Origin of the sequence: Paraburkholderia phytofirmans PsJN (genome assembly GCF_000020125.1) — a bacterium.
Taxonomy (GTDB): domain Bacteria; phylum Pseudomonadota; class Gammaproteobacteria; order Burkholderiales; family Burkholderiaceae; genus Paraburkholderia; species Paraburkholderia phytofirmans.
The window spans coordinates 1,581,945-1,607,774 of the sequence record NC_010676.1; the positions used below are offsets into that span (position 1 = coordinate 1,581,945).

At 63.2% G+C, this 25,830-nt stretch carries 22 protein-coding genes and 1 pseudogene; 9 read left to right on the forward strand and 14 right to left on the reverse strand.

Annotated features, from left to right (window positions below; translation table 11 throughout):
• Positions 1–111: 111 nt before the first annotated feature.
• Positions 112–331 (forward strand): annotated as a pseudogene (locus tag BPHYT_RS37905) (trehalase family glycosidase); the annotation flags it as partial.
• A gap of 270 nt (positions 332–601) precedes the next feature.
• Here the strand turns inward: BPHYT_RS37905 and katE are convergent.
• The 5 genes from katE to BPHYT_RS26810 form a co-directional block, all read right to left on the reverse strand.
• Complete coding sequence (katE, locus tag BPHYT_RS26790; protein WP_012427258.1) at positions 602–2,734, reverse strand: catalase HPII; 2,133 nt, start codon at positions 2,732–2,734, stop codon at positions 602–604.
• Between the two features lie 205 nt (positions 2,735–2,939).
• Positions 2,940–3,836 (reverse strand): MipA/OmpV family protein, encoded by an 897-nt coding sequence (locus BPHYT_RS26795; RefSeq protein ID WP_012427259.1) that lies wholly within the window; start codon positions 3,834–3,836, stop codon positions 2,940–2,942.
• A 371-nt stretch (positions 3,837–4,207) separates the two neighbouring features.
• A complete protein-coding gene (gene msrA / locus BPHYT_RS26800; RefSeq protein ID WP_012427260.1) occupies positions 4,208–4,954 on the reverse strand; it encodes a peptide-methionine (S)-S-oxide reductase MsrA in 747 nt (248 codons plus the stop codon).
• A gap of 23 nt (positions 4,955–4,977) precedes the next feature.
• The gene (gene msrB, locus BPHYT_RS26805; RefSeq protein ID WP_012427261.1) at positions 4,978–5,502 is read right to left on the reverse strand and encodes a peptide-methionine (R)-S-oxide reductase MsrB; all 525 of its coding nucleotides are present in this window, start codon (positions 5,500–5,502) and stop codon (positions 4,978–4,980) included.
• A 148-nt stretch (positions 5,503–5,650) separates the two neighbouring features.
• Entirely contained in the window at positions 5,651–6,178 is a 528-nt protein-coding gene (locus BPHYT_RS26810) for an Lrp/AsnC family transcriptional regulator (RefSeq protein ID WP_012427262.1), read from the reverse strand.
• 164 nt (positions 6,179–6,342) lie between these two features.
• Between BPHYT_RS26810 and BPHYT_RS26815 the strand changes: the two genes are divergently transcribed.
• Complete coding sequence (locus BPHYT_RS26815) at positions 6,343–7,359, forward strand: 1-aminocyclopropane-1-carboxylate deaminase (protein ID WP_012427263.1); 1,017 nt, start codon at positions 6,343–6,345, stop codon at positions 7,357–7,359.
• Here the strand turns inward: BPHYT_RS26815 and BPHYT_RS26820 are convergent.
• Complete coding sequence (locus BPHYT_RS26820) at positions 7,356–8,243, reverse strand: LysR family transcriptional regulator (RefSeq protein WP_012427264.1); 888 nt, start codon at positions 8,241–8,243, stop codon at positions 7,356–7,358. The two genes, BPHYT_RS26815 and BPHYT_RS26820, sit on opposite strands and share 4 nt — an antisense overlap.
• Before the next feature lie 131 nt (positions 8,244–8,374).
• Between BPHYT_RS26820 and BPHYT_RS26825 the strand changes: the two genes are divergently transcribed.
• Together BPHYT_RS26825 and BPHYT_RS26830 are read left to right on the forward strand one after the other, a co-directional pair.
• Entirely contained in the window at positions 8,375–9,100 is a 726-nt protein-coding gene (locus BPHYT_RS26825; protein ID WP_012427265.1) for a pirin family protein, read from the forward strand.
• Between the two features lie 77 nt (positions 9,101–9,177).
• Positions 9,178–9,591, forward strand: coding sequence for a DoxX family protein (locus BPHYT_RS26830; RefSeq protein ID WP_012427266.1), 414 nt, complete (start codon positions 9,178–9,180; stop codon positions 9,589–9,591).
• A gap of 83 nt (positions 9,592–9,674) precedes the next feature.
• Here the strand turns inward: BPHYT_RS26830 and BPHYT_RS26835 are convergent, their stop codons facing one another.
• The 4 genes from BPHYT_RS26835 to prpR all read right to left on the reverse strand — a co-directional run bounded on the left by BPHYT_RS26835 (position 9,675) and on the right by prpR (position 15,603).
• On the reverse strand, positions 9,675–10,829 hold the full coding sequence (locus BPHYT_RS26835) for an alkane 1-monooxygenase (protein ID WP_012427267.1): 1,155 nt from the start codon (positions 10,827–10,829) through the stop codon (positions 9,675–9,677).
• A 289-nt stretch (positions 10,830–11,118) separates the two neighbouring features.
• A complete protein-coding gene (gene ahpF, locus BPHYT_RS26840) occupies positions 11,119–12,711 on the reverse strand; it encodes an alkyl hydroperoxide reductase subunit F (protein WP_012427268.1) in 1,593 nt (530 codons plus the stop codon).
• A 152-nt stretch (positions 12,712–12,863) separates the two neighbouring features.
• Positions 12,864–13,427 carry an alkyl hydroperoxide reductase subunit C gene (ahpC, locus tag BPHYT_RS26845; protein ID WP_012427269.1) on the reverse strand — a complete coding sequence of 188 codons (564 nt, stop codon included), beginning with the start codon at positions 13,425–13,427 and terminating at the stop codon, positions 12,864–12,866.
• 139 nt (positions 13,428–13,566) lie between these two features.
• Entirely contained in the window at positions 13,567–15,603 is a 2,037-nt protein-coding gene (prpR, locus tag BPHYT_RS26850; protein WP_012427270.1) for a propionate catabolism operon regulatory protein PrpR, read from the reverse strand.
• 159 nt (positions 15,604–15,762) lie between these two features.
• On the opposite strand from prpR, the gene BPHYT_RS26855 reads away from it, so the two are divergent.
• The 4 genes from BPHYT_RS26855 to BPHYT_RS26870 all read left to right on the forward strand — a co-directional run bounded on the left by BPHYT_RS26855 (position 15,763) and on the right by BPHYT_RS26870 (position 20,030).
• Positions 15,763–16,644, forward strand: coding sequence for an isocitrate lyase/PEP mutase family protein (locus tag BPHYT_RS26855; protein WP_012427271.1), 882 nt, complete (start codon positions 15,763–15,765; stop codon positions 16,642–16,644).
• A gap of 527 nt (positions 16,645–17,171) precedes the next feature.
• A complete protein-coding gene (locus tag BPHYT_RS26860; RefSeq protein WP_012427272.1) occupies positions 17,172–18,611 on the forward strand; it encodes an MFS transporter in 1,440 nt (479 codons plus the stop codon).
• Between the two features lie 37 nt (positions 18,612–18,648).
• Positions 18,649–19,083 carry a GNAT family N-acetyltransferase gene (locus BPHYT_RS26865; RefSeq protein ID WP_012427273.1) on the forward strand — a complete coding sequence of 145 codons (435 nt, stop codon included), beginning with the start codon at positions 18,649–18,651 and terminating at the stop codon, positions 19,081–19,083.
• Between the two features lie 278 nt (positions 19,084–19,361).
• The gene (locus BPHYT_RS26870) at positions 19,362–20,030 is read left to right on the forward strand and encodes a cation diffusion facilitator family transporter (protein ID WP_012427274.1); all 669 of its coding nucleotides are present in this window, start codon (positions 19,362–19,364) and stop codon (positions 20,028–20,030) included.
• 19 nt (positions 20,031–20,049) lie between these two features.
• Here BPHYT_RS26870 and BPHYT_RS26875 read toward each other — a convergent pair whose 3' ends face one another.
• The 3 genes from BPHYT_RS26875 to BPHYT_RS26885 all read right to left on the reverse strand — a co-directional run bounded on the left by BPHYT_RS26875 (position 20,050) and on the right by BPHYT_RS26885 (position 23,212).
• Positions 20,050–20,937 carry a 2OG-Fe(II) oxygenase gene (locus BPHYT_RS26875; RefSeq protein ID WP_012427275.1) on the reverse strand — a complete coding sequence of 296 codons (888 nt, stop codon included), beginning with the start codon at positions 20,935–20,937 and terminating at the stop codon, positions 20,050–20,052.
• Positions 20,938–21,031: 94 nt separating this feature from the next.
• Positions 21,032–21,523, reverse strand: a complete 492-nt coding sequence (locus BPHYT_RS26880; protein WP_012427276.1) for a nuclear transport factor 2 family protein — start codon at positions 21,521–21,523, stop codon at positions 21,032–21,034.
• A 123-nt stretch (positions 21,524–21,646) separates the two neighbouring features.
• A complete protein-coding gene (locus tag BPHYT_RS26885) occupies positions 21,647–23,212 on the reverse strand; it encodes an MFS transporter (RefSeq protein ID WP_012427277.1) in 1,566 nt (521 codons plus the stop codon).
• 112 nt (positions 23,213–23,324) lie between these two features.
• Between BPHYT_RS26885 and BPHYT_RS26890 the strand changes: the two genes are divergently transcribed.
• Positions 23,325–24,200, forward strand: a complete 876-nt coding sequence (locus BPHYT_RS26890) for a LysR family transcriptional regulator (RefSeq protein WP_041759173.1) — start codon at positions 23,325–23,327, stop codon at positions 24,198–24,200.
• Positions 24,201–24,351: 151 nt separating this feature from the next.
• Here the strand turns inward: BPHYT_RS26890 and BPHYT_RS26895 are convergent, their stop codons facing one another.
• Positions 24,352–25,779 carry a nicotinate phosphoribosyltransferase gene (locus BPHYT_RS26895; protein WP_012427279.1) on the reverse strand — a complete coding sequence of 476 codons (1,428 nt, stop codon included), beginning with the start codon at positions 25,777–25,779 and terminating at the stop codon, positions 24,352–24,354.
• Between the last annotated feature and the right edge of the window lie 51 nt (positions 25,780–25,830).

The following is a 25,830-nucleotide window of genomic DNA, read 5'->3' on the forward strand; positions in this document are numbered from 1 at the left end:
TTCGGAATATTTTTCGGGTATTTCGCGTGATGCTTTGTCTCGCGAAGCGACGCGCGTAATCATACAGGATGGGTTTGTTTTTGAGACGTGCGCGTGGCGGTTCAGGCTTGCTGGACGGGGCTGTTGCCGCTGCCGTAGGCGTATATCGTGTCGGGCGACCGCTTCGATGAGATCCGCTACTGGGACTCGCGGTTCATCATGCTCGGCTTTGAACAGAGCGGATAGCATGCGTTGGTTGTGGGCGAACTGAGAACTTCGCAACGCTGATCGATCGGTGCGGCCATAGTCTGGACGACAACCGTATTTACTGAATCGCTCGCAACCGCCGTTCAGCCGGCTATGAGTGATCCGTCGAGTTGGAGCTCTCGACTCGCTGCCCATTCTCTCGCGTGCTGTATCCGCAAACAGTGCAAACGTCGCGTCCTGGCGATATTGCCGAAGGCCCGACGGGCGTGTCGACAACTGCCGCTTCCGCCGCCGCGCCGAAGAATACGCATCGTCTGCACGGCACGCGCGCGAATCCCCAACACTCTCCACGCCGCAACAAAAAAAGACCCGGCCAGTACGAACCAGCCAGGTCTCTTAACGACTCACCGCACGCTCAAGCCGGCACGGTCTCAGCCTGCTTCGCCCGCGACCACACGCGATGCTGCCCGGCCGCCTTGATGAAGGCCTTCAGCACATCGGCGGCCTGCTTGTCATCGCCGGTGGCAACACCGTCGGCGTGGTCGGGCAAGTGCGCGGCAGTGAGCACGTCACGTCCCGCGCCGATCGCCGCGATCGCCTTCAGATGTTTGAACGCCTCGAGCACGAAATGCCGCGCGTCGCCGGATTGCGCCAGCATCTTCGCGCCCTTGTCGCCGCCCACCACGATCACCGCGTCGAACATGATCGACGGCAAGCCGGCAATCGTGGCGTCCGGCGCCATGCCGTCGATCGCGGCGAGCGTCGGCGCGATCAGCATGGGCACCGCGCCCTCGCCTTGCAGCGCCTGCTGAAGCTTCTTGATGGCGGCGCCATCCGAACCCGGCGCGGCGAGCAGCGCGATCTTGCGCGTCTTGATGCCCGGCTGCACGCGGTTTAGCAAGCTCAGCGCGCGCGATTCCTTGGGGCCGGTCAGCTTCGCGGTGCCTTTCTTCGGCGCCGGCAATCCAAGCCCTTCGGCTACCTGCGCCGCGAGTCCCGCGTCGAAGTTGGCGAGAATCTCGTTCACCACGCGCGCGCGAATCTCGGGCTTCGTCACCTTGCCGAGTTCGAACTGATAGGCCGCGGCGATGTGGTCTTTCTCAGGCTGCGACATGCTGTTATAGAACAACGCGGCCTGCGAGAAATGATCGGCGAACGATTCGCTGCGCACACGTATCTTGGTGCCTTCCACACGCTCCTGATAACTTTCGAAGCCGCCGTCGGACGGCGCCGGATCGGTTTCCTTCGGCCAGCCGCCGCTCAGCGAATTCGGCTCATACGAGGCCTGGCCGACATTGATCGTCTGGCGGTGCATCGCATCGCGCTGGTTGTTACTGAACGGGCACACCGGCCGGTTGATCGGAATTTCGTGGAAGTTCGGGCCGCCCAGCCGGCTGATCTGTGTATCCGTGTACGAGAACAAACGGCCTTGCAACAGCGGATCGTTCGAGAAATCGATGCCCGGCACGATATGCCCCGGATGGAACGCCACCTGTTCGGTCTCGGCAAAGAAGTTGTCCGGGTTGCGATTGAGCGTCATCTTGCCGATGATCTTCACCGGCACGAGTTCTTCCGGAATCAGCTTGGTCGGATCGAGCAGGTCGAAATCGAATTTATGTTCGTCGGCTTCTTCAATGATCTGCACGCCGAGTTCGAACTCGGGGAAGTTGCCTGATTCGATCGACTCCCACAGATCGCGTCGATGAAAGTCCGGATCCTTGCCGGCCAGTTTCTGCGCTTCGTCCCACAGCAGCGAGTACGAGCCCAGCACCGGGCGCCAGTGGAATTTGACGAAGCGTCCCTTGCCTTGCGCATTCACGAAACGGAACGTGTGAATGCCGAAACCTTCCATGGTGCGCAGGCTGCGCGGAATCGCGCGGTCCGACATGGTCCACAGCACCATATGCGCGGACTCGGGCACCAGCGAGACGAAGTCCCAGAAAGTGTCGTGCGCGGAGCCGCCGGTCGGCATTTCGTTCGGGGCTTCCGGTTTGACCGCGTGGACGAAGTCGGGAAACTTGATGGCGTCCTGAATAAAAAACACCGGCATGTTGTTGCCGACCAGATCGTAATTGCCTTCCTGCGTGTAGAACTTCACGGCGAAGCCGCGCACGTCGCGCACCGTGTCGGCGGAACCGCGCGGACCCTGCACCGTGGAAAAGCGCACATAAACCGGCGTCTGCACAGCGGGGTCCTGCAGGAACGCGGCCTTGGTGTATTCCTTCATCGACTCGTACACCTGAAACACGCCGTGCGCCGCCGAACCGCGCGCATGCACGATGCGCTCCGGAATGCGTTCGTGGTCGAAGTGCGTGATCTTCTCACGCATGATGAAATCTTCGAGCAGCGAGGGGCCGCGTGGACCGGCGCGCAGGCTGTTCTGATTGTCGGAGATCTTGACGCCCTGATTGGTTCTCAGCGCCTGGCCTTCCGGACTGACTCGAAACTGTTCGAGATCCTTCGACTTCGGATCGGCTTGCGGGGCTTGCGGGTTACTCGCCTGCGCGTTCTTCGCTGCGGGCTTCTGCGTAGTCGTTTTACCTGCCATGAGAATCTGCTCCTTGCGTTCGGGGGCGTGCCGGTGGGGAAATCCGGTCTGACGCACCGAAACAAGGCAGCAATCGATATACCCGCGTTGGCTCGTCCCTAATCACGCTCGCTGGTACATAAGAAGCGATGCCGAACGCGCGGTGCGGCGGGCACGCTGCGGATCACGCGCCGCCGTCCGTCCATTGAAGCGCCAATGCGCGCGATCAGAAGCGGTAGTTGATCGAAATATCGGCAACGCCGTTGGCTTTGCGGTGGGTGACCGGACTATTGCCTGCGCTCCCCACCAGTTGCTGGAAGGCGCCGTCCGCTGTGGCAAACCAGTGCTTGTCGAACAGCCACACGGCGCTGATGCCGAAACCCACCGACTTGAAGCCGGCGCTCGCGTGGTATTGCGAGTATTTCGAATTCGCCGCCTGCGTCTGATTCACGCCGAACCAGCTATTCATATAAGTGGAATCCGCCAGCGTCACGTTCGGCCCGGCGAACCAGAAGAACTTCTTGGTGCTGCCCGGCATCGGCATATAGGCGCCGAGATCGCCGATCCAGCCGTTCGAGCCGCCGAAATAGCGCCTGACGTCCGCTCGCAGCACGAGCGGGAAATCCTTCGAGATCACATACTCGCCGGACAGCTTGACGCCCGGCGCGAGGTTGATATTGCCGAGGCCGTCCAACTCTTGCGGGTCGTCGTGACCGCGACGTCCCAGATCGTAGACGGCGGCAAGACTTGCGCGCCAGTTCTCGCCTTGCGCGAAGTTGACGCCGAGACCCTCGCCGCTAGAGAAGAAGAACAGATCCTTGTAACGCACGTCGATACTGGGTCCCGCCATCAGGTGATACCGGTCGGAACCCTCATAGCGCGGCTGGAACGACGTCGCCGCGCCAACTCGCACCTGCCAGTCCGGAATATTGGGCTGCCACATCTTCTGCAGTGGAATGCCGACCGAGTATTGCCATTCGCCCAGTGGCGAGGGCGTCTGCGCCGAGGCCGAACCCGGTATGACACCGACGCCGCCGATCGCCACCGCCACGAGGGAAGTTGCCGCGATGCCTGTTTGTTTATTGCGGGACTTGCCGCCCCGCTTTCTACGGCTGTTAAACACCAGAAGCCTCCGATCTCGCCTATCGCGAAGGGGTTATGTTCTCGCCCCGGGATCCACAAGGGATAAAAGCACCCGGGCGACCGCCGCGTTACTACTTGCGGCATGTAATTTTTTCAGCGAATGACACACATGGCTCGGCGAATTACACGATCCGCATCTGGTCAGAAGCCTGTAAATAGAGCCATTTGTCTGAACAGAGCGGTGCGAAAGATTTGCCGATGGACGCACTAGTGCAAAATGCGGGCCTAGTCGCTGGAGAACGGGCTCGGGTGGGCTGAAGACAAAGAAGGGAATGCGCGGGACGCAGATGCGGATGCGAGGGACAAGGCACGGCCGGCACCGTACGAAACGGCGCCGGACACACTCGTGGCCTACTGCGATGCTTCGACCAGCACCGGCTTGTCGCGATACAGATTCGGGAACAGACGCTTCAGGTTGGCGACCTTCGGCATGTCGTTGATCGCGATATACGCCGAGTTGGGATGCAGCGTCAGATAGTTCTGGTGATACGACTCGGCGGGATAGAAGCCTTTAAACGGCTCGGCCTTCGTAACGATCGGCGCCGGGAAGGCGCGTGCCTTGTCGAGCTGCGCGATGTAGCTTTGCGCGACGCGCCGCTGCGTATCGTTTAGCGGAAACACCGCCGAGCGGTATTGCGTACCGCTATCCGGTCCCTGCCGGTTCAGTTGTGTCGGGTCCTGAATCACGGAGAAATACACCTGCAGCAACTGGCCGTAAGTGACCTGGGTCGGATCGAACGTCACCTGCACCGACTCCGCGTGCCCCGTCTCGCCGCCGCTGACCGTTTCGTACTGCGCGGTATCGCGCTGGCCGCCCGAGTACCCGGAAACGGCTTTCGTGACGCCGCGTACGTGCTGGAACACGCCCTGCACGCCCCAGAAGCAGCCTCCGGCGAAGACTGCGGTCTCTTCGTGCGTGGCCGTGGCGGACACCGGTTCGTCGAGCCCCGGCGGCGCGATCACGACGGCGGCCTCCGATGAAAACGCCATACGCTGCGCCAGCAGCAGCGCAAGCGCGCCGAATCCGACCGACAGTGAAATCGCCGCCAGGCGCGAACGCGCCGGCTTGCCATCAATGCGTTTCTCGAACTTCGTCATATTGGTCACCTGCTTTGCTGAACTCACGCGCCCGCTGTGGGCGTAAATGTCATCGCCAGACCGTTCATGCAGTAGCGCAGGCCGGTTGGCTTGGGGCCGTCGTCGAACACGTGGCCGAGATGGCCGCCGCAGCGCCGGCATAGCACTTCGTCGCGCGTCATGCCGAACGACTTGTCGGTATGCGTGACGACCGCGTGATCGAGCGGTTGCCAGAAACTCGGCCAGCCCGTGCCGCTATCGAACTTGGTCTTCGACGAGAAGAGCGGCAGTTTGCACCCCGCGCAGGCAAACGTGCCGGCGCGGTGCTCGTCGTTCAACGGACTGGTGAACGGGCGCTCCGTGCCCGCCTCGCGCAGCACGCGGTATTGCGCGTCGCTCAATAATTTGCGCCACTCGGCGTCACTGTGCGTGACCTCGTAGGCGGCAGCCGCGCTGCCGCCTGGCGCTTGCGCTGGTTGCGCCGCGCGCGCCGTGCGCCACACCGAGGCGCCGCCGGCCAGCGACAGCGCACCGATTAACCTGAAGAATATCCGTCTGTTGCAAGCCATGATGATCGCTCCGGAAAGTCCGTACCGTTCACCCGTTCCCGGCGCCGAGCGCGCCGCCCGCGAGTGGTCCCGATGCTTGGTCGCACGAGAGCGGGATAAATGACAGCATGCGCGTCTTTTCGTGCCATGGTGGCAGCCGCACTGGCAACTACAGTGGAAATTTCGTGGTCGAGAGGATTTCCTTGAGCACCATGAACGAGCGGATTTGCCGGACGCCCGGCAGATAGAGCAACTGCTCCGCGTGCAGGCGGTTGAAGCTGTCGCTGTCGCGCGTGCGAATCGTCATGAAGTAGTCGAATTCGCCGGTCACCACGTGGCATTCCATGCAGCCGGCCACCTTCTGCGCCGCTTTCTCGAACTCGGCGAACGACTCCGGCGTGGAGCGGTCCAGCACCACGCCGATGATCACCAGCATCCCCGCCCCCGCCGCCTTCGGGTCGATCAACGCGACGACGCCGCGGATCAGCCCGGACTCCTTGAGCCGCTCCACCCGCCGCAAACACGCCGGTGCGCTCAGCTTGACTTTCGCCGCCAGCGCGACGTTCGAAATCGACGCATCGGTTTGCAACTGCCGCAGGATCGCGCGGTCGATGCGGTCGAGCGCCTGCAGCGGATCGGGCGGGACCGTAGCGGTTGCTGCCGCTGTCGGAGTGCTACGAATTTTTGTTGCGTTCATAGGTTCCTATTTGGCTACTTTATTAAGCGGACCATGGTTTTAGATTTCTAAAAGTATGCCCGATCCAATTTTTTCGCAAGCTCATTTCCAGCTGTTTTCCCTACCATTTGATCAACGCGACGGTATGCCGTTCGCGTCCCACTTACCCCGACCACGGAGCTGCCATGAACCTGCAACGATTCCCTCGTTACCCGCTGACCTTTGGGCCGACGCCGATCCAGCCGCTCAAGCGCCTGAGCGACCACCTCGGCGGCAAAGTGCATCTGTATGCGAAGCGCGAAGACTGCAACAGCGGCTTTGCGTTCGGCGGCAACAAGACGCGCAAGCTCGAATATCTGATCCCCGAAGCGCTCGCGCAGGGTTGCGACACGCTCGTGTCGATCGGCGGAATCCAGTCGAACCAGACACGCCAGGTAGCGGCCGTGGCGGCGCATCTGGGCATGAAGTGCGTACTGGTGCAGGAGAACTGGGTGAACTACTCGGATGCGGTCTACGACCGGGTCGGCAACATTCAGATGTCGCGCATTCTCGGCGCCGACGTGCGCCTCGTGGCCGATGGTTTCGACATCGGCTTTCGCAAGAGCTGGGAAGATGCGCTGGAAAGCGTGCGGGCGGCCGGCGGCAAGCCGTATGCGATTCCGGCTGGCTGTTCCGACCATCCGCTCGGCGGACTCGGTTTTGTCGGTTTCGCGGAGGAAGTTCGCCAGCAGGAAGCGGAATTGGGCTTCAAGTTCGACTACATCGTCGTGTGTTCCGTGACCGGCAGCACGCAGGCCGGCATGGTGGTGGGTTTCGCCGATGACGGCCGCGCCGAGCGTGTGATCGGTATCGACGCGTCGGCCAAGCCCGCGCAGACGCGCGAGCAGATCACCCGCATCGCGAAGCAGACTGCGGAACAGGTCGGCCTGGGACGCGATATCACCAGCAAGGACGTGGTGCTCGACGAGCGCTTCGGTGGCCCGGAATACGGTTTGCCGAATGACGGCACGCTCGAAGCGATCCGCTTGTGCGCGCGCCTGGAAGGCGTGTTGACCGATCCTGTCTACGAGGGCAAATCGATGCACGGCATGATCGAGATGGTGCGCAACGGCGAGTTTCCCGAAGGTTCGCGTGTGCTGTATGCGCACCTCGGCGGCGTGCCCGCGCTGAACGGCTACAGCTTCATTTTCCGCAACGGCTAAACCAGCCGCTTGCTCAAATGCTCCCTCAGGAATTCCACGAACGCCCGGATCGTGAGGGAGCTTTGCCTGTGCTGCGGATACACCGCGTAGACGCTCGTCGCGCTGGGCAGGAATGCTTCGAGCACTGGCACGAGCTGGCCGCTTTTGAGCGCGTCGGCGACGATAAAGTCAGGAAGCCGAACAATCCCCAGGCCCGCGACGGCCGCATCGCGCACCAGTTCGCCATTGTTGGCGCGCAACGGCCCGTGGACCTCGACGCCTTTCGTCACGCCATCGACGACAAACTCCCAGCTCACCGCGCCGCCGTGCCCGTATAACAGGCACGAATGGCGCTCCAGATCGCCGGGCACCTTGGGCGCGCCACGCCGCCGCACATAACCGGGACTGCAGCAGGCCACCATCCGGATATCCACGAGCTTCTGCCCGATCAGCGTGGAATCCGGCAAGCTGCCGATCCGGATCGCCATGTCGAAGCCTTCGCCGACCACATCCACCGTGCGATCGCTCAATTCCATCTCGAAGCGCACGTCGCCGTGCTCACGCAAAAACATCGCCACCAGCGGCGACAGATGCGCCATGCCGAACGACATCGGCGCGCTCACGCGCAGCAGTCCGCGCGGCCCGGCGCGCCGCAGCGACATGGCCTGCTCGGCGTCTTCCACTTCACCGAGGATACGTTTGGCGCGCTCGTAAAACTCCTGGCCGAGATCGGTCACCGCGAGCTTGCGCGTATTGCGGATCAGCAACTGCACGCCGAGCGTTTCCTCCAGCGCCATCACCCGGCGGCTCACGAACTGCTTCGACAGCGACAGACGGTTGGCGGCGGCCGTGAAGTTATGCGCGTCGACGGTGGCGACGAAAATCCGCATGTCATCGAGTTGCATTGTATTGTCCACTCCTCAGTGACAGTGTTTCCGATTTTGCGTCGATTATACCGGCGTGGATTGACCTACACTCTCATTCATGGATCGCGGACAAACATCTGGCCGGATCGCACAACCCAAGGAGAAAAAAGATGCTTGAAATCAGACACGCCAATCAACGCGGCCGCGCGGAGCACGGCTGGCTCAGCTCGCGTCATACGTTTTCCTTCGCTAACTATCACGATCCGAAGCAGAACGGCTTCTCCGACCTGCTCGTGATCAACGACGACCGCGTTGCGCCGGCACAGGGCTTCGGCAAGCACCCGCACCGCGACATGGAAATCTTTTCGTACGTGCTGGAAGGCGCGCTGGAGCACAAGGACACGATGGGCACCGGCTCGGTGATCGTGCCTGGCGACATCCAGTTGATGAGCGCGGGAACCGGCGTCGCGCACAGCGAATACAACCATTCGAAGAGCGACCCGGTGCACTTTCTGCAAATCTGGATCGCGCCGGGACAGAAGGGTACGACGCCGCGTTATCAGCAGCGTCACTTCGGTGCGGATCAGAAGCGCGGTGTGTTGCGCCTCGTGATCTCGCCGGACGGTGCTGAAGATTCGTTGACGGTGCAGCAGGACGCGCGGGTCTATGCCGGTCTCTTCGACGGCGATGAAACGGCGCGGCTCGAACTGGCGAGCGATCGCTACGCGTATGTCCACGTGGCGCGCGGCAGCGTGACTGTGAACGGCGTCGAGTTCAAGGAAGGCGATGGTGCGCGTGTGCGCGGCGAAGAAGCGCTAACCTTCACGCAAGGCCACGATGCGGAAGTCCTCGTTTTCGACTTGCGCAACATCGAGATGTCGGAGTTGTGGGCTTGAACGGCCGATTGAGCTAAGTACGGCTCGCCGGAAACAGGCCGGCGAGCCACCCTCTTCTTACCCTGTCGAGAAAAATCATGCGCTATACGCTGTTTGAAAATCAGAAGGACGCGGTCATCCTCGTCGCCCGTGTTCTGTTGATGGTGCTGTTCGTCATGTTCGGCTGGTCCAAGCTCACGGGCTTCTCCGGCACCGTGGCTTATATGACGTCGAGCGGCGCGCCGGTGCCCGAGTTGTCGGCGGTGATCGCCGTGGTAATGGAGTTCGTTGTTGGCATCGCGCTGCTGGTCGGTTTCTTCACGCGGCCGCTTGCGTTGCTGCTCGCGGTTTATACGCTCGGCACCGCGTTTATTGGCCATCATTACTGGAACATGACCGGCGCGGTGCAGTACGACAATATGATTCACTTCTACAAGAACATCAGCATCATCGGCGGACTGTTGCTGTTGTGTGTGACGGGCGCCGGGAAGTATTCGATTGATCGGCGTTGAGGTTGCTGCATTGTGCGGTGTGTCACGAGAAAAGCCGCCCGGTTCGATGCCGGGCGGCTTTTTTTCGCGTCGAACCGTTCGCACTAACCCGCGAACTTCGCGAGGACGCGCTCGCGAATGGCAGGTCGAATATTCGACTGCGCCATGTCGCCACGATAGTGTGCGACGACGCGCGGATTCATCACGCGAAACCAGAGCGGCGGCACGTACGCGAGCATGATCATCGTGGCATAACCCGACGGCAGTTGCGGCGCGCCGTCAAAGTGACGCAGCGCCTGATACGAACGCGTCGGATTCGCGTGATGATCGGCGTGACGCTGCAGCTGATACAGAAAGAGATTGGTCACGATGCGATTGCTGTTCCACGAATGCTGCGGCTGGCAACGCTCGTAACGGCCGCTCGCGAGTTGTTTGCGGCCGAGACCGTAGTGCTCCAGATAGTTGACCACTTCCAGTAGCGACGCACCGTACACCGCCTGGATCAGCAGGAACGGAACCACGGTCTTGCCGTACAGCGCGATCATGGCGCCCCATAACGCCACGGTCATGGCCCACGCATGCAGAACCTCGTTGCGCCACGTCCACGGCGACTTGCCGAGGCGCGTCAGGCGCTGCTTTTCGAGCCGCCATGCGGACGCGATGCTGCCGAGTACCGTGCGCGGCAAAAAGGCCCAGAACGATTCGCCGTAGCGCGCGCTGGCCGGATCGTGCGGCGTCGCTACCCGCACGTGATGCCCGCGATTGTGTTCGACGAAGAAGTGGCCGTAAGCGACCGGCGCCAGCGTGATTTTGGCGAGCCAGCGCTCGAAGCGGTCCGTCTTGTGACCGAGTTCGTGCGCCGTGTTGATCGACACGCCGGTCGCCGCGCCGAGCGAGAGCGCAAAGCCCACGTAGTCGTACCACGTCATTGCATGCGTGCCCACGATCCATAGTGCGCCAAAGAACGACACATATTCGATAAACGTGGCGAGATACACGACGCGGCGGTAATAGCGCTCTTTTTCGAGCGTGGAGACGATGTGCTCTGGCGGATTGCCGGGGTCGTCGCCGATCAGGTGGTCGAGTACCGGAATGATGCCGAACACGAAGATCGGGCCGAACCACCAGAAAATGTGCCAGCCGGTTTGCAGGGCAAAGTTTGCGGCGTGCAGCGGCAGGGTGATTGTTAGTGCGCCGAGCAGCCATAGATAGCGCTTGCCGTCGACCCAGCGCGCGGGGGCCGCTTGCGATGTTGCCATTGTCTCTCTCCTTTTTTGTGTGGCCCGCGCGGAGCTTGCGCACGGCCGTACTGCGTGCGCATGGGCCGGCGGACTTTTCTTTTCCGACTCCCGGATTTATATGGCTTGATTGGCAGGATAGCCAAGGAATATGGCCAGGTGGAGGTCTCCAAACGGAGCGAGCACGGGCGCGACAGGCGGGGTGTGGGTCGAGCGGGTGAATGAAACGGCTGTTTTGAAGCGGCGCGAAGGCCAAATAAAAACGGCGGCCCAAAGGCCGCCGTCTACTTCCACTACTTACTCAACTGCATCAAACCGCTACTGCAACCTCAGCTTCACCAACCACTTCCACTTCTTCACTATTACGGATCAGGTGATCGAACGCGGAAAGCGATGCCTTCGCGCCTTCGCCCACGGCGATCACGATCTGCTTGAACGGTACCGTGGTCACGTCGCCGGCGGCGAACACGCCCGGCACCGACGTCGCGCCGCGCGCATCCACGACGATCTCGCCGTGCTTCGACAACTCGACCGTGCCCTTGAGCCATTCCGTGTTCGGCACGAGACCGATCTGCACGAACACGCCTTCCAGTTCGATCTGCTTCACTTCGCCCGAACGCAGATCCTTGTAGACCAGACCGTTGACCTTCTTGCCGTCGCCGGTGATTTCCGTGGTTTGGGCTTGCGTGACGACGGTCACATTCGCGAGGCTGCGCAGCTTGCGTTGCAGCACTTCGTCAGCGCGCAGCGTGGCGCCGAACTCGAACAGCGTCACTTCGCGCACGATACCCGCCAGATCGATCGCCGCTTCGACACCGGAATTGCCGCCACCGATCACCGCGACGCGCTTGCCCTTGAACAACGGACCGTCGCAGTGCGGGCAGTACGCGACGCCATGATTACGGTACTCGCGCTCGCCCGGCACGTTGATTTCGCGCCAGCGTGCGCCCGTCGCCAGAATGATCGTTTTGGCCTTGAGCACCGCGCCGTTTGCCAGACGCACTTCGTTGATGCGGCCCGGGATCAGCGCCTCAGCACGCTGCACGTCCATGATGTCGACTTCATAAGTCTTCACGTGCTGCTCGAGCGCCGTGGCGAACTTCGGTCCTTCGGTTTCCGTCACGGAGACGAAGTTTTCTATGGCCAGCGTGTCCAGCACCTGACCGCCGAAGCGCTCCGCCACCACGCCCGTCGCGATACCCTTGCGCGCCGAGTAGATCGCCGCAGCCGCGCCCGCAGGGCCGCCGCCGACGATCAGCGTATCGAACACTGGCTTCTTTTCCAGTTCCTTCGCGGCGCGCGCACCGGCGTTGGTATCGAGCTTCGCGAGGATTTCCTTCACGCCGCTGCGACCCTGGCCGAACACTTCGCCGTTCATGAACATGGTCGGTACCGCCATGATCTGGCGCGCTTCGACTTCGTTCTGGAACAGCGCGCCGTCGATCGCGACGTGGCGGATGCGCGGGTTGATCAGCGCCATCACGTTCAGTGCCTGGACGACTTCCGGGCAGTTCTGGCATGACAGCGAAAAATACGTTTCGAATTGATAGTCGCCGTCGAGGTTGCGGATCTGTTCGATCACGGCATCTTCGAGCTTGACCGGATGACCGCCCACCTGCAACAACGCAAGCACGAGCGACGTGAATTCATGACCCATCGGAATGCCGGCGAAACGGATGCCCGTGTCCTTGCCCGGCTCGCCGATCGAAAACGACGGCTTACGCTCGGCGTCGCCACGACGCTCGATCACGTTGACGCGCTCCGACAACGTCGCGATATCGTTCAGCAATGCCAGCAGCTCTTGCGATTTTGCGCTGTCGTCGAGCGACGCGACGATCTCGATAGGCCTGCTAACCTTTTCGAGGTACGTTTTCAATTGAGTCTTGAGATTGGCATCAAGCATGGCTATTCGATTCCGTGACGATGGGTGTTGGGTTCCCGGCGCCGCACGCATCCGGATAGGACGGGTGCGGCCCGGGCACGTGCGAATCACTGTAAAAAGCGATCCGCACGGTGATGCGCCGTGAGGCGCCAACTGCGAAAGGTCGTGAGACCTTAGATCTTGCCGATCAGGTCGAGCGACGGGGTCAGCGTTTCTGCACCCGGCGTCCACTTGGCAGGGCACACTTCACCCGGGTGAGCCGCGATGTATTGCGCAGCTTGCACCTTGCGCAGCAGTTCGCCGGCGTCACGGCCAATGCCGTTGTCGTGAATTTCGGCCAGCTTGATTTCGCCTTCCGGGTTGATCACGAACGTGCCGCGCAGTGCCAGGCCTTCTTCTTCGATCAGCACGTCGAAGTTGCGCGAGATGGCCAGCGTCGGGTCGGCGATCATCGGGTACTTGATCTTCTGGATCGTATCCGACGTGTCGTGCCATGCCTTGTGCGTGAAGTGCGTATCGGTCGACACGCTGTAGATTTCGACGCCGAGCTTCTGGAATTCGTCGTAACGGTCTGCCAGGTCGCCCAGTTCGGTCGGGCACACGAAGGTGAAGTCAGCCGGGTAGAAAACGAACACCGACCACTTGCCCTTCAGGCTTTCTTCCGTGACGGTCTGAAAATCGCCATTGTGATAAGCCTGCGCCTTGAACGGTTTGACTTGACTGTTGATGATCGGCATTTTGCTGAGTCCTCTTTCGGAGTGGTTGGAAAGTGGAGTCAGTATGTCAGACGACGCTTAATAGGTAAAGCAGTGTATTTTAATCATGACGATAGTCTGACACTATTTATCGCACTGCGGAAGACTATCGCGCCGTGCCTCAGTCCTTCAGAAGACGCCAGAGGGTAGTGCGGCCAATGCCCAGCGCCCGGCTCGCCGCAGCGCGGTTGCCGCCGGCCTGTTCGAGAGCGTGGAGCACGTCCCCGCGCGTTGGGCTGATGCGGCTTGGGGCGGGCTCCGCGGCGGCATTCACACCGTTTGCGCCGTTTTTTGTCCCGCTCACGCCGAAGTCGCTTAACGTCGCGGCGGCCGCCTTCATGCGCCCGAATTCCGGGAACATCGCCTGCCAATCCTGACCGGCGTCACCCGCTGCATCGCCGCAATAGATCGCGGCACGCGTCAGCAGATTTTCCAGTTCCCGTACATTGCCGGGCCACGCGTAGTGCTCGAACAGCGGCGCGAGAAACGCCAGCACTCGCTCGGACGCGCCCTCCGTCAAGCCATATTGGAGCGCACTGCGGCTCAACAGGTAACGCGCCAGTTGCGGCACATCGTCACGCCGATCGCGTAGCGGCGGCAATTTTAGCTGAAGCAGATTCAGACGAAAATACAGATCCGCGCGAAACGCGCCCTGCTCGACCAGCGCGTGCAGATCGCGGTGCGTGGCGGCGATCACCCGCACGTCGACCGGCGTGGCGCGTCCCGAGCCGAGCTTCATTACCTCGCGCTCCTGCAGCACGCGCAGCAGACGGCTTTGCAGCGCCGCCGGCATCTCGCCGATTTCATCAAGAAAAATCGTCCCCGTGTGGGCGATTTCGAACAGCCCCGGCTTGCCGCCGCGCCGCGCGCCCGTGAACGCGCCTTCCTCGTGGCCGAACAGTTCGCTTTCGATCAGTCCCTCGGGCAACGCCGCGCAATTGAACGCGACGAACGGATTGCCGCGCCGCCGGCTCGCATTGTGGATGCCCTGCGCGACCAGTTCCTTGCCGGTTCCGCTTTCGCCGCTCAGGAGCACGGTGGCGTCGTGCGCGGCGCCCGCGCGCGCCAGCCGCCGCACGCGCTCGAGCGCCGCCGAGTTGCCGATCAGATCGTCCAGTTGATGCCGCGCGACCAGATGCTTCGGCCGCTGGCTGGTGCGCAGCGAGCGGTCGATCCGCTGCGCGACCAGCGCGTCCTGCAACGTGATGACCGAGCCGGAGCGCACGCCCTGCTCCACGATCGGCACGCAATTGACGATCAGCGCGCGCCCGCCGATCTGCTCGATACGCTCCTCGATCGGCAGGTTGTGCTCGATCGTCTCGCGCAGCAAAGGCCCGACAGCGCGTTCAACTTGCGCGGGCACGTCCTGCTCGCGATCCAGGCCGAGCAGGTCGAGCATGGCGGGATTGACGGCTTCGACCTGGCCGGCGTCGTCGAAAGCGGCGACGCCGTCGCGCAGGTGCGCCACGATCGTGTTCAGGCGCACGCGCTTCGATTCCTTCTGGCGGCTCACGCGAGCCAGTTCGACCGAGCGCTCGAACGCTTCTTCGACCGCGCCGAGCGAGTACAGGAAAACGCTCGCGAGGCCCGCCTGCTGGGCGAAATCGCACGCCATGCCGGGGCCGATGATGACGCTGCAGCCTTCCGCGGCGAGGCTGTCGACTGCGAGCCGCACCTCGTCGACCGAACGGTAGGCGCGCTGTTTCAGGCTGACTTTCAGCCACGCGCTCAGGTCGGCCAGTTCGTGCGAGATCGTTTCGTGCAGCACGAGGCCGATCTGCGCGTTGGGCCACGTGGTCGTGGCGCGGGTGATTGCGCTGAGCACGTCGAAGCCGTTCACCTTGACCATGACGACCGGCACGTTCAGGTTGTCGCGCAGGTAGGCGCCGTTCGAACCAGCGGCCAGCACGACGTCGACCGATCCCGCGTCCACGTAAGCCTGCAAGGCGGTGACGGCGGCGCCGTAGCCCTCCCGGACGGAGAAGATTTTGGCGCGCCCGGCATAGCGCGGTGCGACAGTCTCGCAAAGCGACTGCAACCGGCTGATACTCACCAAAGCAATGCCTGGGCGGCCCGGATCGGGATTCGTATGGGACGACGTGAAAGTGGACACCGCGGCGCTCCCGTCTACGTTGAAACGTTCCACGAAACGTTTCATGGAACGAAATTCTCATTGTGCCATGGAACGCCGCGCCGCCTTGCCGTCACTAACTTGCTGATTGTTCGAGACAAACCGCCGAGCCTGGCGAATGGCACGCTTCCTGCAAATTCCCGCTCGCGCCATTTATCCGACTTTCCTGAAAGGAGACAGACCGTCATGAGCACATCCGCCACCCGCCGCGCAGCCTTCCGCGCCAAAGTCAACGAACGCCAGGGCCTGCTCGTGCCCGGCGCCTTCAATGCGATGAGCGCCCGCGTGATCGAGGACGCCGGCTTCGAGGCGATCTACATTACGGGCGCGGGCGTCACCAATATGTCGCTAGGTTTGCCCGACCTCGGCTTCATCGGCCTTGCCGAAGTCGCCGAACATACGGCGCGGATTCGCGACGCGGTCGCGCTGCCGCTGATCGTCGACGCCGACACCGGCTTCGGCAATGCGCTGAACGTGCGCCAGACGGTGCGCGTGCTCGAGCGCAGCGGCGCCGACGTGATCCAGTTCGAAGACCAGATCATGCCGAAGAAATGCGGCCACTTCTCCGGCAAGGAAGTGGTGAGCGCGAGCGAGATGGTCGGCAAGATCCGCGCGGCCGTCGATGCCCGCGAAGACGGCAATCTGCAGATCATGGCGCGCACCGACGCGGCCGCGGTTCACGGCATCGAAGACGCGATCGAGCGCGGCCATCGCTTCATCGAAGCCGGCGCGGACATTCTGTTCATCGAAGCGACCGAATCGCTTGCCGACATCGAACGTTTGCCGGGTCTGTTCGACAAGCCGCAGCTGATCAATATCGTGATCGGCGGCAAGACGCCGGTGCAATCGCGCGAGGCGCTCGCCAAGCTTGGGTACGGCATCGTGCTGTATGCAAACGCGGCGCTGCAAGGCGCGGTACTCGGGATGCAGCGCGCGCTCGGCACGCTCAAGACCAATGGCCGTCTCGACGAAGACGCCACGCTGGTCGCGCCGTTCAGCGAACGCCAACGGCTGGTCAATAAGCCGCTGTATGACAAGCTGGATCGGGAGTACGCCGCGAAGGAGTGAGCGGTGGAGCGGAAGGTGTGTTTAGGGCGGGCGGGTTAGCGGCCCGGGGGATTGTGGCTCGCGGGTCTGCGGTTGCGGTTGCGGTTGCGGTTGCGGTTGCGGTTGCGGTTCGCGGTTCGCGGTTCATGGTTCGCAGGCTCGCGGATTGCGGCTCTACGGAGGCGCGGCTTCGCGGACTGCAAACTCGCGAACTCGCTGCCTCACCGCCCCGCCAACCTTCCGCGCCACAGAAGCACCACCTACCCCACCTGCCATCGTCACCAATATGGCGCCCCATATTGCGTTAGGATTCAGGGCCAGCCATCGTTTGGCCCTCTTCGGCAAAACCATCCTCGATAGCTTTGCCGACGCGCCGCCCGCGGCCACGATCCCGCCGCGCGTCCGCCTCCTCCGGATGCCGTAAACACGTTTTCAAAAGGTAGTCGCAAGAACATGAAGGCCCAACCATCGCGCGCGAAGCGCCGCCACTGCAGCGGCACTGACAGGCGCTCGCACGACACCGCAAGCAGCGCGACCGGAGCCGCCCAATGAGCGGCAGCGAGACACGCAACGCGCACGTCGGCTGGCTGCCGTATATCGTCGCGGCCACCTTCTTCATGGAATACCTCGACACCACGGTGATCGCCACCGCGTTGCCGCAGATGGCGCACTCGTTCGGCGTCGGTCCCAACAGCCTCAGTCTCGGCATGACGGCCTACATGCTGGCGCTGGCGATCTTCATCCCGGCGAGCGGCTGGGTCGCCGACCGCTGCGGCTCGCGCACGGTGTTCTTCAGCGCGATCGGCGTGTTCACCGTGGCTTCCGTGCTGTGCGGCCTGTCGCAGAACGTCGCCGAGTTCACCGCAGCCCGTCTGCTGCAAGGCATAGGCGGCGCGATGATGGTGCCGGTGGGCCGGCTGATCGTGGTCCGCAGCACCGAAAAAAGCCGCATGATGCAGGCGATCTCGACCATCACGTGGCCGGCGATTGCCGCGCCGGTGGTCGGGCCGCCTATCGGCGGCTTCATTACGACTTACGCGTCGTGGCGCTGGATCTTTCTGCTCAACGTGCCGTTCGGCCTCGCGGCCATGGCTGTTGCGCTCGCGCTGGTGCCGAACCTGCGCGGCGCCGAACGCAAGCCGCTCGACGTAATCGGCCTGCTGCTGAGCGGCGTAGCGTTGACGGCGATTCTCTACGGCGCGGAGTTGGCAAGCCAGCCCGGCGAGAATCCGTGGATCGCCGGGGCGATCGTCCTCGGCGGTTTGCTGGTAGGCGTGGTGGCGTTCCAGCATGCGAAGCGTCATCAGCACCCGCTCATCGACGTCTCGACGCTGAAAATCCCCACTTTTTCCGTGACCGTGGTGACGGGCTCGTTCACGCGCATCGGCATCGGCGCGGTGCCTTATCTGATGCCGCTGCTGTTTCAGGTGGGCTTCGGCTTGTCGGCGTTCAAGTCGGGGCTGTTGCTGCTCGCGAGCGCGCTCGGCAACCTCGGCATGAAGGCGCTGACCACTCGCATCCTGCAGCGTTACGGTTTTCGCATGGTGTCGATCGTCGACGTGACGGTGGCCGGCGTGTTCATTATCGCGTGCGGATTGCTCAGCCCGAACGTGCCGCTCGCGCTGGTGCTGTTCGTCGTGTTCATCTACGGCGTGGCGCGTTCGATGCAATTTTCGACGCTCGCCACGCTCGCTTACGCCGACGTCGCGCAACCGCAGATGAGCGCGGCCAGCACGCTATGGAGCGCGGCCGCGCAGATGACGATCGGCCTCGGCATCGCGTTCGGCGCGGTGTCGCTGCGCGCGGCGGCGTTCTTCAACGGCGAGGTCACGGGCCGCGTGTTCACGCTCGACGATTTCCGTCTCGCGTTTCTGTTCGCGGGCATAGTGACGCTGGCATCCGTGATCGGCTACATGGGTCTCGCGCGCGATGCCGGCCAGAGCATCGGCGGCGGTTCGCGCGGCAGCGAGGATCCGGCCAAGGGTTGACGACGAAGCACTGTGATAAAACGGGCGGAGATACGCGGTGCAACAGCAAGAACTGACGATTTCGCACGACAAGGCCGACCTCGACATCGAGATGGTCTACACGTTCCTGTCGCAAGAAACGCCGTGGGCGAAGGGCATGCCGCGCGAGACGTTCGAGCGGGCCGTCGCGGGCTCGCTGTGTTTCGGCGGCTATATCGAAGGCAGACAGATCGCGTTCGCGCGCCTGATCACGGACGAGGCAACCTTTGCTTACCTATGCGACGTGTTCGTGCTGCCGGCGTATCGCGGTAAGGGATACGCGTCCGCTTTGATGAAACACGTTTTCGCCAGCCCTTCGCTGCAGGGCCTGCGAAGAATCATGCTGGCGACAACCGATGCGCATCACGTATATGCATCGCATGGTTTCGAACGGCTCACGAATCCGCAGCTTTTCATGCAGGTGCACAACCCTGACGTCTATAAAACGGCCTGAGCGCGGCGCACGCGAAGAACAACAATAGCGACTGAGGGCAAACGCAAACTCGCGTCACGCATGTGACGCTCACAGACGAAAGAACCTATAGCGAATCGCAACGGGCAGAGCACGGCGCGCCGGCGCCGCGAACCCTCGCGGCGCTGTCATCGGCGTGCCACGTTGGACGGTTAATTTGCTGCGGGAACAGAAACCGCACAACAGCAAAAACCGTCCCCAGCCCATGCCACAGCATTCCGCGCGCGCGCCTCGCAGCGATTCCGTCGACGGCGGCCGCCTTGTTTAAGGCCGCCACCGCAAGCGCGCTGCTCAACGCGTTCCTATCGGCAATGCAGATCGCGATCGGTTTGATGGCGCATTCGGATGGGCTCTTTGCCGACGGCGTCCACAGCTTGAGCGACCTCGCCGCCGACGGCGTCGTGCTAATCGTGCTGTACCTCGCCACAAGACACCCACGCGCTGCCGAAACCAGCACCGATACTGGCATCGAACAGGCGCTGGCTACGCTGTTCATCGCCGCCGTATTGATGATCACCGCCGCCGAAATGCTCTGGACCAGCGTCGCGCAAACCTCCACGCTGAGCGGCGGCACCGCGATGCATATCGGTGCGCTGGCGGTGAGCGGTTTCGTGATGCTCGCCAAAGAAGCCCTGTTTCGCTTTATGCGCGCCGAAGGCGCCCGCACCGGCTCGGCGATTCTGCTGGCCAGCGCGTGGCATGCACGCGTCGACGCGGTGTCGGCGCTGGTGGCGACCTTGGGACTCGCCGGCAGTCTGGCCGGCATGCCGATGCTGGATCACATCGCCGGAGCGGCGATCGGCTTGATGATCATGCGGATGGGTTACATGAGCGGGCGCGGCGCGTTGAAGCAGCTATTCGCCGGCTCGCCGGGCAACGCGACTGCGGCTGCCACTGCCACCGCCACCGCCGGCCAGCCGGCTGAATAGCGTCTGCAATCGGTTGTCGTCAGCCGTAAGCGCGTTCGCGCATCCACTTCGTCATGATCCATTTGTCGCCGCCGAGTACCGGCGCACCGCCGTGCAAGGTCAGTGGATCGAGTTGGCGCTGGCCGTTCATATAACGGAAATACACCGCCCCACCCTGTCTCGCCGCGACCGATATGCCCGCTTCGGGGAAGATGGTTTCGCCGCCGTCCGGCACATCGTTCAGGTAGATCACCAACGTAGCGACGCGCTGGCCGCCCTGCGCGGTGTGCACCGCGCTGCCGGGTTGATCAGGCGGGAAATAGTCGAAATGCGGGCGGTATTCGCCGGTCGTGCCGTAGTGCAGAATCTGCAGCCCTTCGCCGTTTTCGACCGGCCAGTTCATCAGGCTCGAAATGCGCCGATCCATCCGTTCGATGAAGGCATCTTCGCCGCGCTGATACCAGATGCCTTCGCTGGTGCGATTGCGGATCACGTCTTCCTTGCCGGTCTCCGGATTGACCGTGGTGGAGCGCTTCAGCCGATGACGCGAACGCTCGATCATCTCGGCGCATTCGTCCGGAGACAACACGTCGCCGAACACGATCACCTGGGGACGCTCGCAACGCACCAGCACACGCACGTCGCGATCGTGCGCGCGGATCACGTTGCCGCGCGCGACGGGCGGATCGTCGTATTGGTAGATTTGCGGCGCGGCTTTGGCGAGCGCCGCTTCGGTCGCGGCCGCCGCGGCAAAGGCCGGATTTGCCGCTTTAGCCGGGTCTTGCCCGAAAGTGCTGTGCACGGCTGCGCGCGCGGCGTCGGTGGCAAAACCGGCTTGCACCATGGCGTCGACCATCGAATCGGGACTACAGCCGCGCGCCACGTTGCTGCTCAGCCACTCTTCCCATGCGGCATCCACTACTGGCATAGCATTCCTCATTCGTCCGCTTGAAGAAATTCAGCATCACGTGGCTGAATGATAGCAATTAGGCGGTCTTAGGCCCGACTGCACGGCACGCTGCTCAAGTGCGCTGCTGACGGCGCCGGTAGAGTTCGAGGCCTTTTCTCGCCTGCGTTCTAATCGCGCGCTGCACGAGCGGCGACCAGCCGAGCAACGTCCCTTTGAGACCCAACGCCTGGCGCGTCCAGTTCCACAAATCGAAGCTGTCGCGATGTTCGACGATGCGGCCGTCGCGGAACACAAAGCGGGCGTCGATGCGATTGACCACCGCGCGGCCGGTCTGGCTGAAGAGATAACTTGCAACCCAGCGGGCGCTGCCGCTACGGTCGTCCGCTTCGACGCCCTCGAAGGTCAGCGAGAAGTCTTGAGCCCGCGCCACCAGCATGCGCCACATATCGCGCGCTTCCTCGCCGCGCAACTCGCCGAACGCGGGGTCGCTGAATACGACGTCGTCCGCATAACAGGCCACCATGGTTTCGGCGTCGCGTTGCTGGAACGCCGTGTAGAAGCGTTGGATCAGTTCGGTGTTAGCGTTGGCGTTGGGGTGGCTCATTGTTTTGATGGGGTGTGTTGGCCGTGTTTGAAGTCGATCCGGAAAAGCGCCCGGCGATCAATCGACGCCGGGCACGCCGCACACGATATCGGAAAACCGGGCCCAACGGGTGACGCAGCGTGCCTAGCCGTTCGACGCCGCGCCACGCATCCGCGCGGCCTCGCTTTTGCCGGCCAGCAACCACACGCCCACCGCAATCGACACCGCAATGACAGCGGCCAGACCCAGAGCGGCGGCAAAACCACTTGCAAAGCTCGCGTGCGCGGCCGACATCAGCGTGGCGCGTACGGCGGCCGGCAAACCAGCGGTGGCCTGCGCCGTATCGCCGGCCAGCACGCGAGACATGAAGCCTGAATCGAACGCGGTTTTCACCTCGGGCGTCACTGGCGTCGCCGCGAGAAATGCCTCGTGCGTGCGCGCCGCCAGCACCGCACCGAGCACCCCGACCGAGGTGACAATGGCGGTGAAGCGCGTCGTCGTGCTGATGCCGGAGGCCATGCCGGTGCGATCCGGCGGCACGCAGGCCATGATCGCCTTCTGCGTGTCGCCGTTCAGAATGCCGGCGCCGAGTCCCGTCACGATCATGCCGAGCGCGACCAGCGCATAGCGTTCGTCGCCCGCAACCCATGCCGTCAGCAGATTGCCGAGGGCGATCAGCACCAGGCCCGCCGACAGCACCGCCATGCTCGACACACGCCTGCCGAGCGCGGCGCCGATATACGGCCCGACCACCATCGACAGCGCGAACGGCAACATGCCGACGCCCGCCGCCACCGCCGACAGACCGAACGCGTTCTGCAGATACAGCGGCAGGAACGTCATCATTACTTGCGCGCAGGCGGCGTAGCCGAACATGGCAAGCACGGCGGCGACAAAGCGTGGTTGCCGGAACAGCGCGAGATCGACCATTGCATGTGCGCGTACTCGTTGCACCTGAACGAAGGCGGCGAACAACAGCACGCAGGCAAGGAGCCGCGCGACGGTCGGCCAGCCCGCAAGGCCGTCGGCCGGTACTTCGATCAACGCCCAGATGCCGAGCGCGAGCGCGCTGCCGAACAGCACGCTGCCGGCGAGATCGAGCGGACCGGGTTTCGGATTGCGCGACTCGACGATCGCGCGCGACGCGCACCACGCGAGCACCGCGCACACCGGCAGATTCAGCAGAAAGATCCAGCGCCAACCGAACCATTGCGTGATGACGCCGCCGACCAGCGGCGCCACCGTGGTGGCGAGGCCCATGCAGGTGCCCCACACAGCCCACGCGCGCACCCGGGCGGGGCCTTCGTGGAACGTATTGGCGATCACGGCGAGCGCGGCGGTGAGCAGCATCGCGGCGCCGACGCCCTTGACCGCCCGCGCGATGTTCAGCGCCGCCGCCGTGGGCGCCGCGCCGCAACCGAGCGACGCCAGAAAGAACACCGCGAGCCCGAGCAGCAGCATTTTCTTGCGACCGACGCGGTCGGCGAGACCGCCCGCGGGCAGCAGGCACGACGCGAACGCGACCATGTACGCGCTGACGACCCATTCGACGTCGGCGAAACTCGCGTGGAACGAGCGCGCGATCGACGGCAGCGAGACCGCCACGACATTGGTGTCCAGCACGATCAGCGCGCAAGTGGCCGAGGCGGTGGCCAGCACGAATGCGGGATTGACGGTTGTTGGGCGCTGATGTGGGGAAGGAGGCGGCATAGGAAGGCAAATTGGCCGTGAGTCGGAGTCATCTCATCGTAGCGAACCCTGTATTGCCTGTCATTGGCATAAAATCACAGAATAATTAGCTTGAATGGAAATACAAAAAACCATGCGGCAACTCGAACTCCGCCACATCCACGCCTTCGTTTGCGTTGCGAAACAGCTTCATTTCTCGCGCGCCGCCGACGAACTCGGGATTGCCGCGCCGTCGCTGACCAAGCTGATCCAGGAGGCGGAACGGCTGCTCGGCGTGCGGCTGTTTCATCGCACCAAGCGCTCGGTCGCGCTGAGCGCGGCGGGCAGCGCCTATCTCGCCGAGGCACTGGTCGCGCTCGATCACCTCGCGCGCGGCGAGGAGCGCGCGGTGCTGGCCGAGCGTGGCGAACTTGGACGCGTCGAAGTCGGGTATGTGGCGTCGGCGGCGTATGCGGGCGTATTGCAGCGCGACGTCGGCGGATTTCGTGGCACGCATCCGGGCGTCGATATCTCGATCCGCGAGGTGCCGATGGACAACATTGCCGCGATGCTCCGCGACGGCCTGCTCGACGCCGCCTACGTGCGCCCGCCGATGCTGCTCGCCGACGGCATTCAGGCCACGACCGTGCATCGCGACCAGTTCGTCCTAGCGCTGCCGGCCGACTCCGCGCTGGCAGACTCGGCGAGCGTCAAACCGGCGCAACTGCGCGACCAGTGCTTCGTGCTGCCGGAGCAGGAAGCGGGCACCTTCGAAGTCGCGCGCCGCGGACGCTTCTCCGCACGCCTCGGACCGCGCCCCGGCACGCTCGCCTCGGTGCTCGCCTGCGTGTCGCTGGGCGGCTACGTCGCCGTCGTGCCGCATACGCTCGCCGACTGCATCGCGTTGCCGGGTGTGGTGTACCGCGACATCGCCGGGCCATCCATCGCGTCGGAGATCGCGATTGCCTTCCGCAAGTACGAGCGGGCCCCGGCCGTCAAGGCGTTTCTCGACTTCGTGAGACGCAAATGACAGCGGACTGAAGGTGGCGCGAAGGGCCTGGAAACGGCTCCCGTCCCAGGAATGCAGCCGCCGCTCTGACCGCCCTGCTCCGAATGCGCGGCAGGCGGATCGATAGCCGCGCTTAAGGCGTTGCGGTCTGGCCAGCGAGCAACGCGGCGCATTAGCCTTCGTGCGCGTGAGCGCGGCTTCTGATTTCAGCAAGCGACATATCGACCAGCAGCTTGCCGGAATCGAACACTGTCACCAACGCTTCTTCCCAATCGCCTTCGACGGCAACGGGCAGCGTGGTCGTTCGATACTCGCCCGTGTGGTGATTCTTCAGCAGCGTCAGCCGCCCTTTCATGGAGCGCTTTCCGGCGTCCGTGACAGGGTCCTTGAGCACGTCGTGCCACTCGTCGCCTAACCGGATTGCCGAGCACTTCATCGCGAAGCGCTGCGTGTCGCGATTGATCTGCTGCAACAGCGCACCGCCCATGCCGAACACGATGTTGTCCGTAGCGAAACCGGCCTGGTCCATGGTGGCGAGAGTTGCTTCGATCGAATCGGGATTGACGCCGTCGCCCTGGATCACGCGCACGTTGTTGAGCACACGCCGCCCTTTGCCGTTCACCACCGATCCGAACGACGCCTCCAATGCCCGCAGCGTTTGCAGCACGATGGTTTGCGGATCGCCAGAGTCGGGCCGGATGACCAGCGTGCCGCCGGAGTCGAGCACCGCCTGCTTTAACTCCGTGCCCCAGGCGTTCAGCGCGGCGAACAGATCATAGGAGTCGGATACCACCGACACGATTGCGCCCGGCTTGCCGAAGCGCGCGATCATGTTGCGAAACGCGTCGGTTTCGCGCTCGCGGCCCCACGAGGTGATCGTGCTGTGCTCCGCCGCCGGCACGGAAAACGCCGCCATGGTTTCGTTGTAGTAGTGGTTCGCCGCGACCACACCGAGCACGGTATCCGAGCCCATGAAGCTGACGAGATGCGCCGCGCCGCCGATCGCCGCCGACTCCGCGCTCGACACGCCGCGCGCGCCGAAGTCGTGCAGCTTGAACGGCAATTGCGCGAGGTCGTCGCTGCTCTTCAGCAGATAGCCGCGTATCGTCTCGCGCAGATGCCAGCTTTGTGTCGCGACCGTAATCGGATACCACACGCGCAGCAGCATGGTCTCCAGATACGACGCCAGCCAGAACACCTGCGGGTCGTCGCATTCCACCGTGACGAGCACGTTGTGTGTCGGCACGACCGAGCCTTCCGGCACCGCACGGATGCGCACCGGCAGATAGCCGCCGTGATGTTCGACGATGTAGCGCCAGCCCGCTTCGTTGAACGGCTCGCCGTGCGCCGTGAAAAATGCCTTGGCCTGCTCGATCATGGCCGGCGTGATCGGTCGGCACAGATATTCCTTGATCAGCATCTGCAGGCCGAAGAACAGCGTGCGGTCGTAGCGCCCGCCGCGCGATTCGATGTATGAAAACATCGCCGACGCTTCGGGCGGATATTGCAGGTAGTGCGACGCCTTGTACGAATCCGTGTTGAGGATCGGATTGGACAGGATCGACGCGATATCGTCGGGACCGCTGGACTCGTTTTGCATGGGCGATGCCGCGCTCAAGGGCGCGCTGGAAAGTAAGCAGACGGACCGCGC

Bases quoted from the DNA above. Each gene is read 5' to 3' on its own strand.
- msrA (WP_012427260.1), bottom strand. From the start codon at position 4,954: ATGACGAAGTTCGAGAAACGCATTGATGGCAAGCCGGCGCGTTCGCGC.
- BPHYT_RS26875 (WP_012427275.1), bottom strand. From the start codon at position 20,937: ATGCCAGTAGTGGATGCCGCATGGGAAGAGTGGCTGAGCAGCAACGTG.
- ahpC (WP_012427269.1), bottom strand. From the start codon at position 13,427: ATGCCGATCATCAACAGTCAAGTCAAACCGTTCAAGGCGCAGGCTTAT.
- katE (WP_012427258.1), bottom strand. From the start codon at position 2,734: ATGGCAGGTAAAACGACTACGCAGAAGCCCGCAGCGAAGAACGCGCAG.
- BPHYT_RS26890 (WP_041759173.1), top strand. From the start codon at position 23,325: ATGCGGCAACTCGAACTCCGCCACATCCACGCCTTCGTTTGCGTTGCG.
- BPHYT_RS26825 (WP_012427265.1), top strand. From the start codon at position 8,375: ATGCTTGAAATCAGACACGCCAATCAACGCGGCCGCGCGGAGCACGGC.
- BPHYT_RS26885 (WP_012427277.1), bottom strand. From the start codon at position 23,212: ATGCCGCCTCCTTCCCCACATCAGCGCCCAACAACCGTCAATCCCGCA.
- BPHYT_RS26895 (WP_012427279.1), bottom strand. From the start codon at position 25,779: ATGCAAAACGAGTCCAGCGGTCCCGACGATATCGCGTCGATCCTGTCC.
- BPHYT_RS26835 (WP_012427267.1), bottom strand. From the start codon at position 10,829: ATGGCAACATCGCAAGCGGCCCCCGCGCGCTGGGTCGACGGCAAGCGC.
- BPHYT_RS26810 (WP_012427262.1), bottom strand. From the start codon at position 6,178: ATGAACGCAACAAAAATTCGTAGCACTCCGACAGCGGCAGCAACCGCT.
- BPHYT_RS26815 (WP_012427263.1), top strand. From the start codon at position 6,343: ATGAACCTGCAACGATTCCCTCGTTACCCGCTGACCTTTGGGCCGACG.
- BPHYT_RS26880 (WP_012427276.1), bottom strand. From the start codon at position 21,523: ATGAGCCACCCCAACGCCAACGCTAACACCGAACTGATCCAACGCTTC.
- msrB (WP_012427261.1), bottom strand. From the start codon at position 5,502: ATGGCTTGCAACAGACGGATATTCTTCAGGTTAATCGGTGCGCTGTCG.
- BPHYT_RS26860 (WP_012427272.1), top strand. From the start codon at position 17,172: ATGAGCGGCAGCGAGACACGCAACGCGCACGTCGGCTGGCTGCCGTAT.
- BPHYT_RS26855 (WP_012427271.1), top strand. From the start codon at position 15,763: ATGAGCACATCCGCCACCCGCCGCGCAGCCTTCCGCGCCAAAGTCAAC.
- BPHYT_RS26830 (WP_012427266.1), top strand. From the start codon at position 9,178: ATGCGCTATACGCTGTTTGAAAATCAGAAGGACGCGGTCATCCTCGTC.
- prpR (WP_012427270.1), bottom strand. From the start codon at position 15,603: ATGAAACGTTTCGTGGAACGTTTCAACGTAGACGGGAGCGCCGCGGTG.
- ahpF (WP_012427268.1), bottom strand. From the start codon at position 12,711: ATGCTTGATGCCAATCTCAAGACTCAATTGAAAACGTACCTCGAAAAG.
- BPHYT_RS26820 (WP_012427264.1), bottom strand. From the start codon at position 8,243: ATGCAACTCGATGACATGCGGATTTTCGTCGCCACCGTCGACGCGCAT.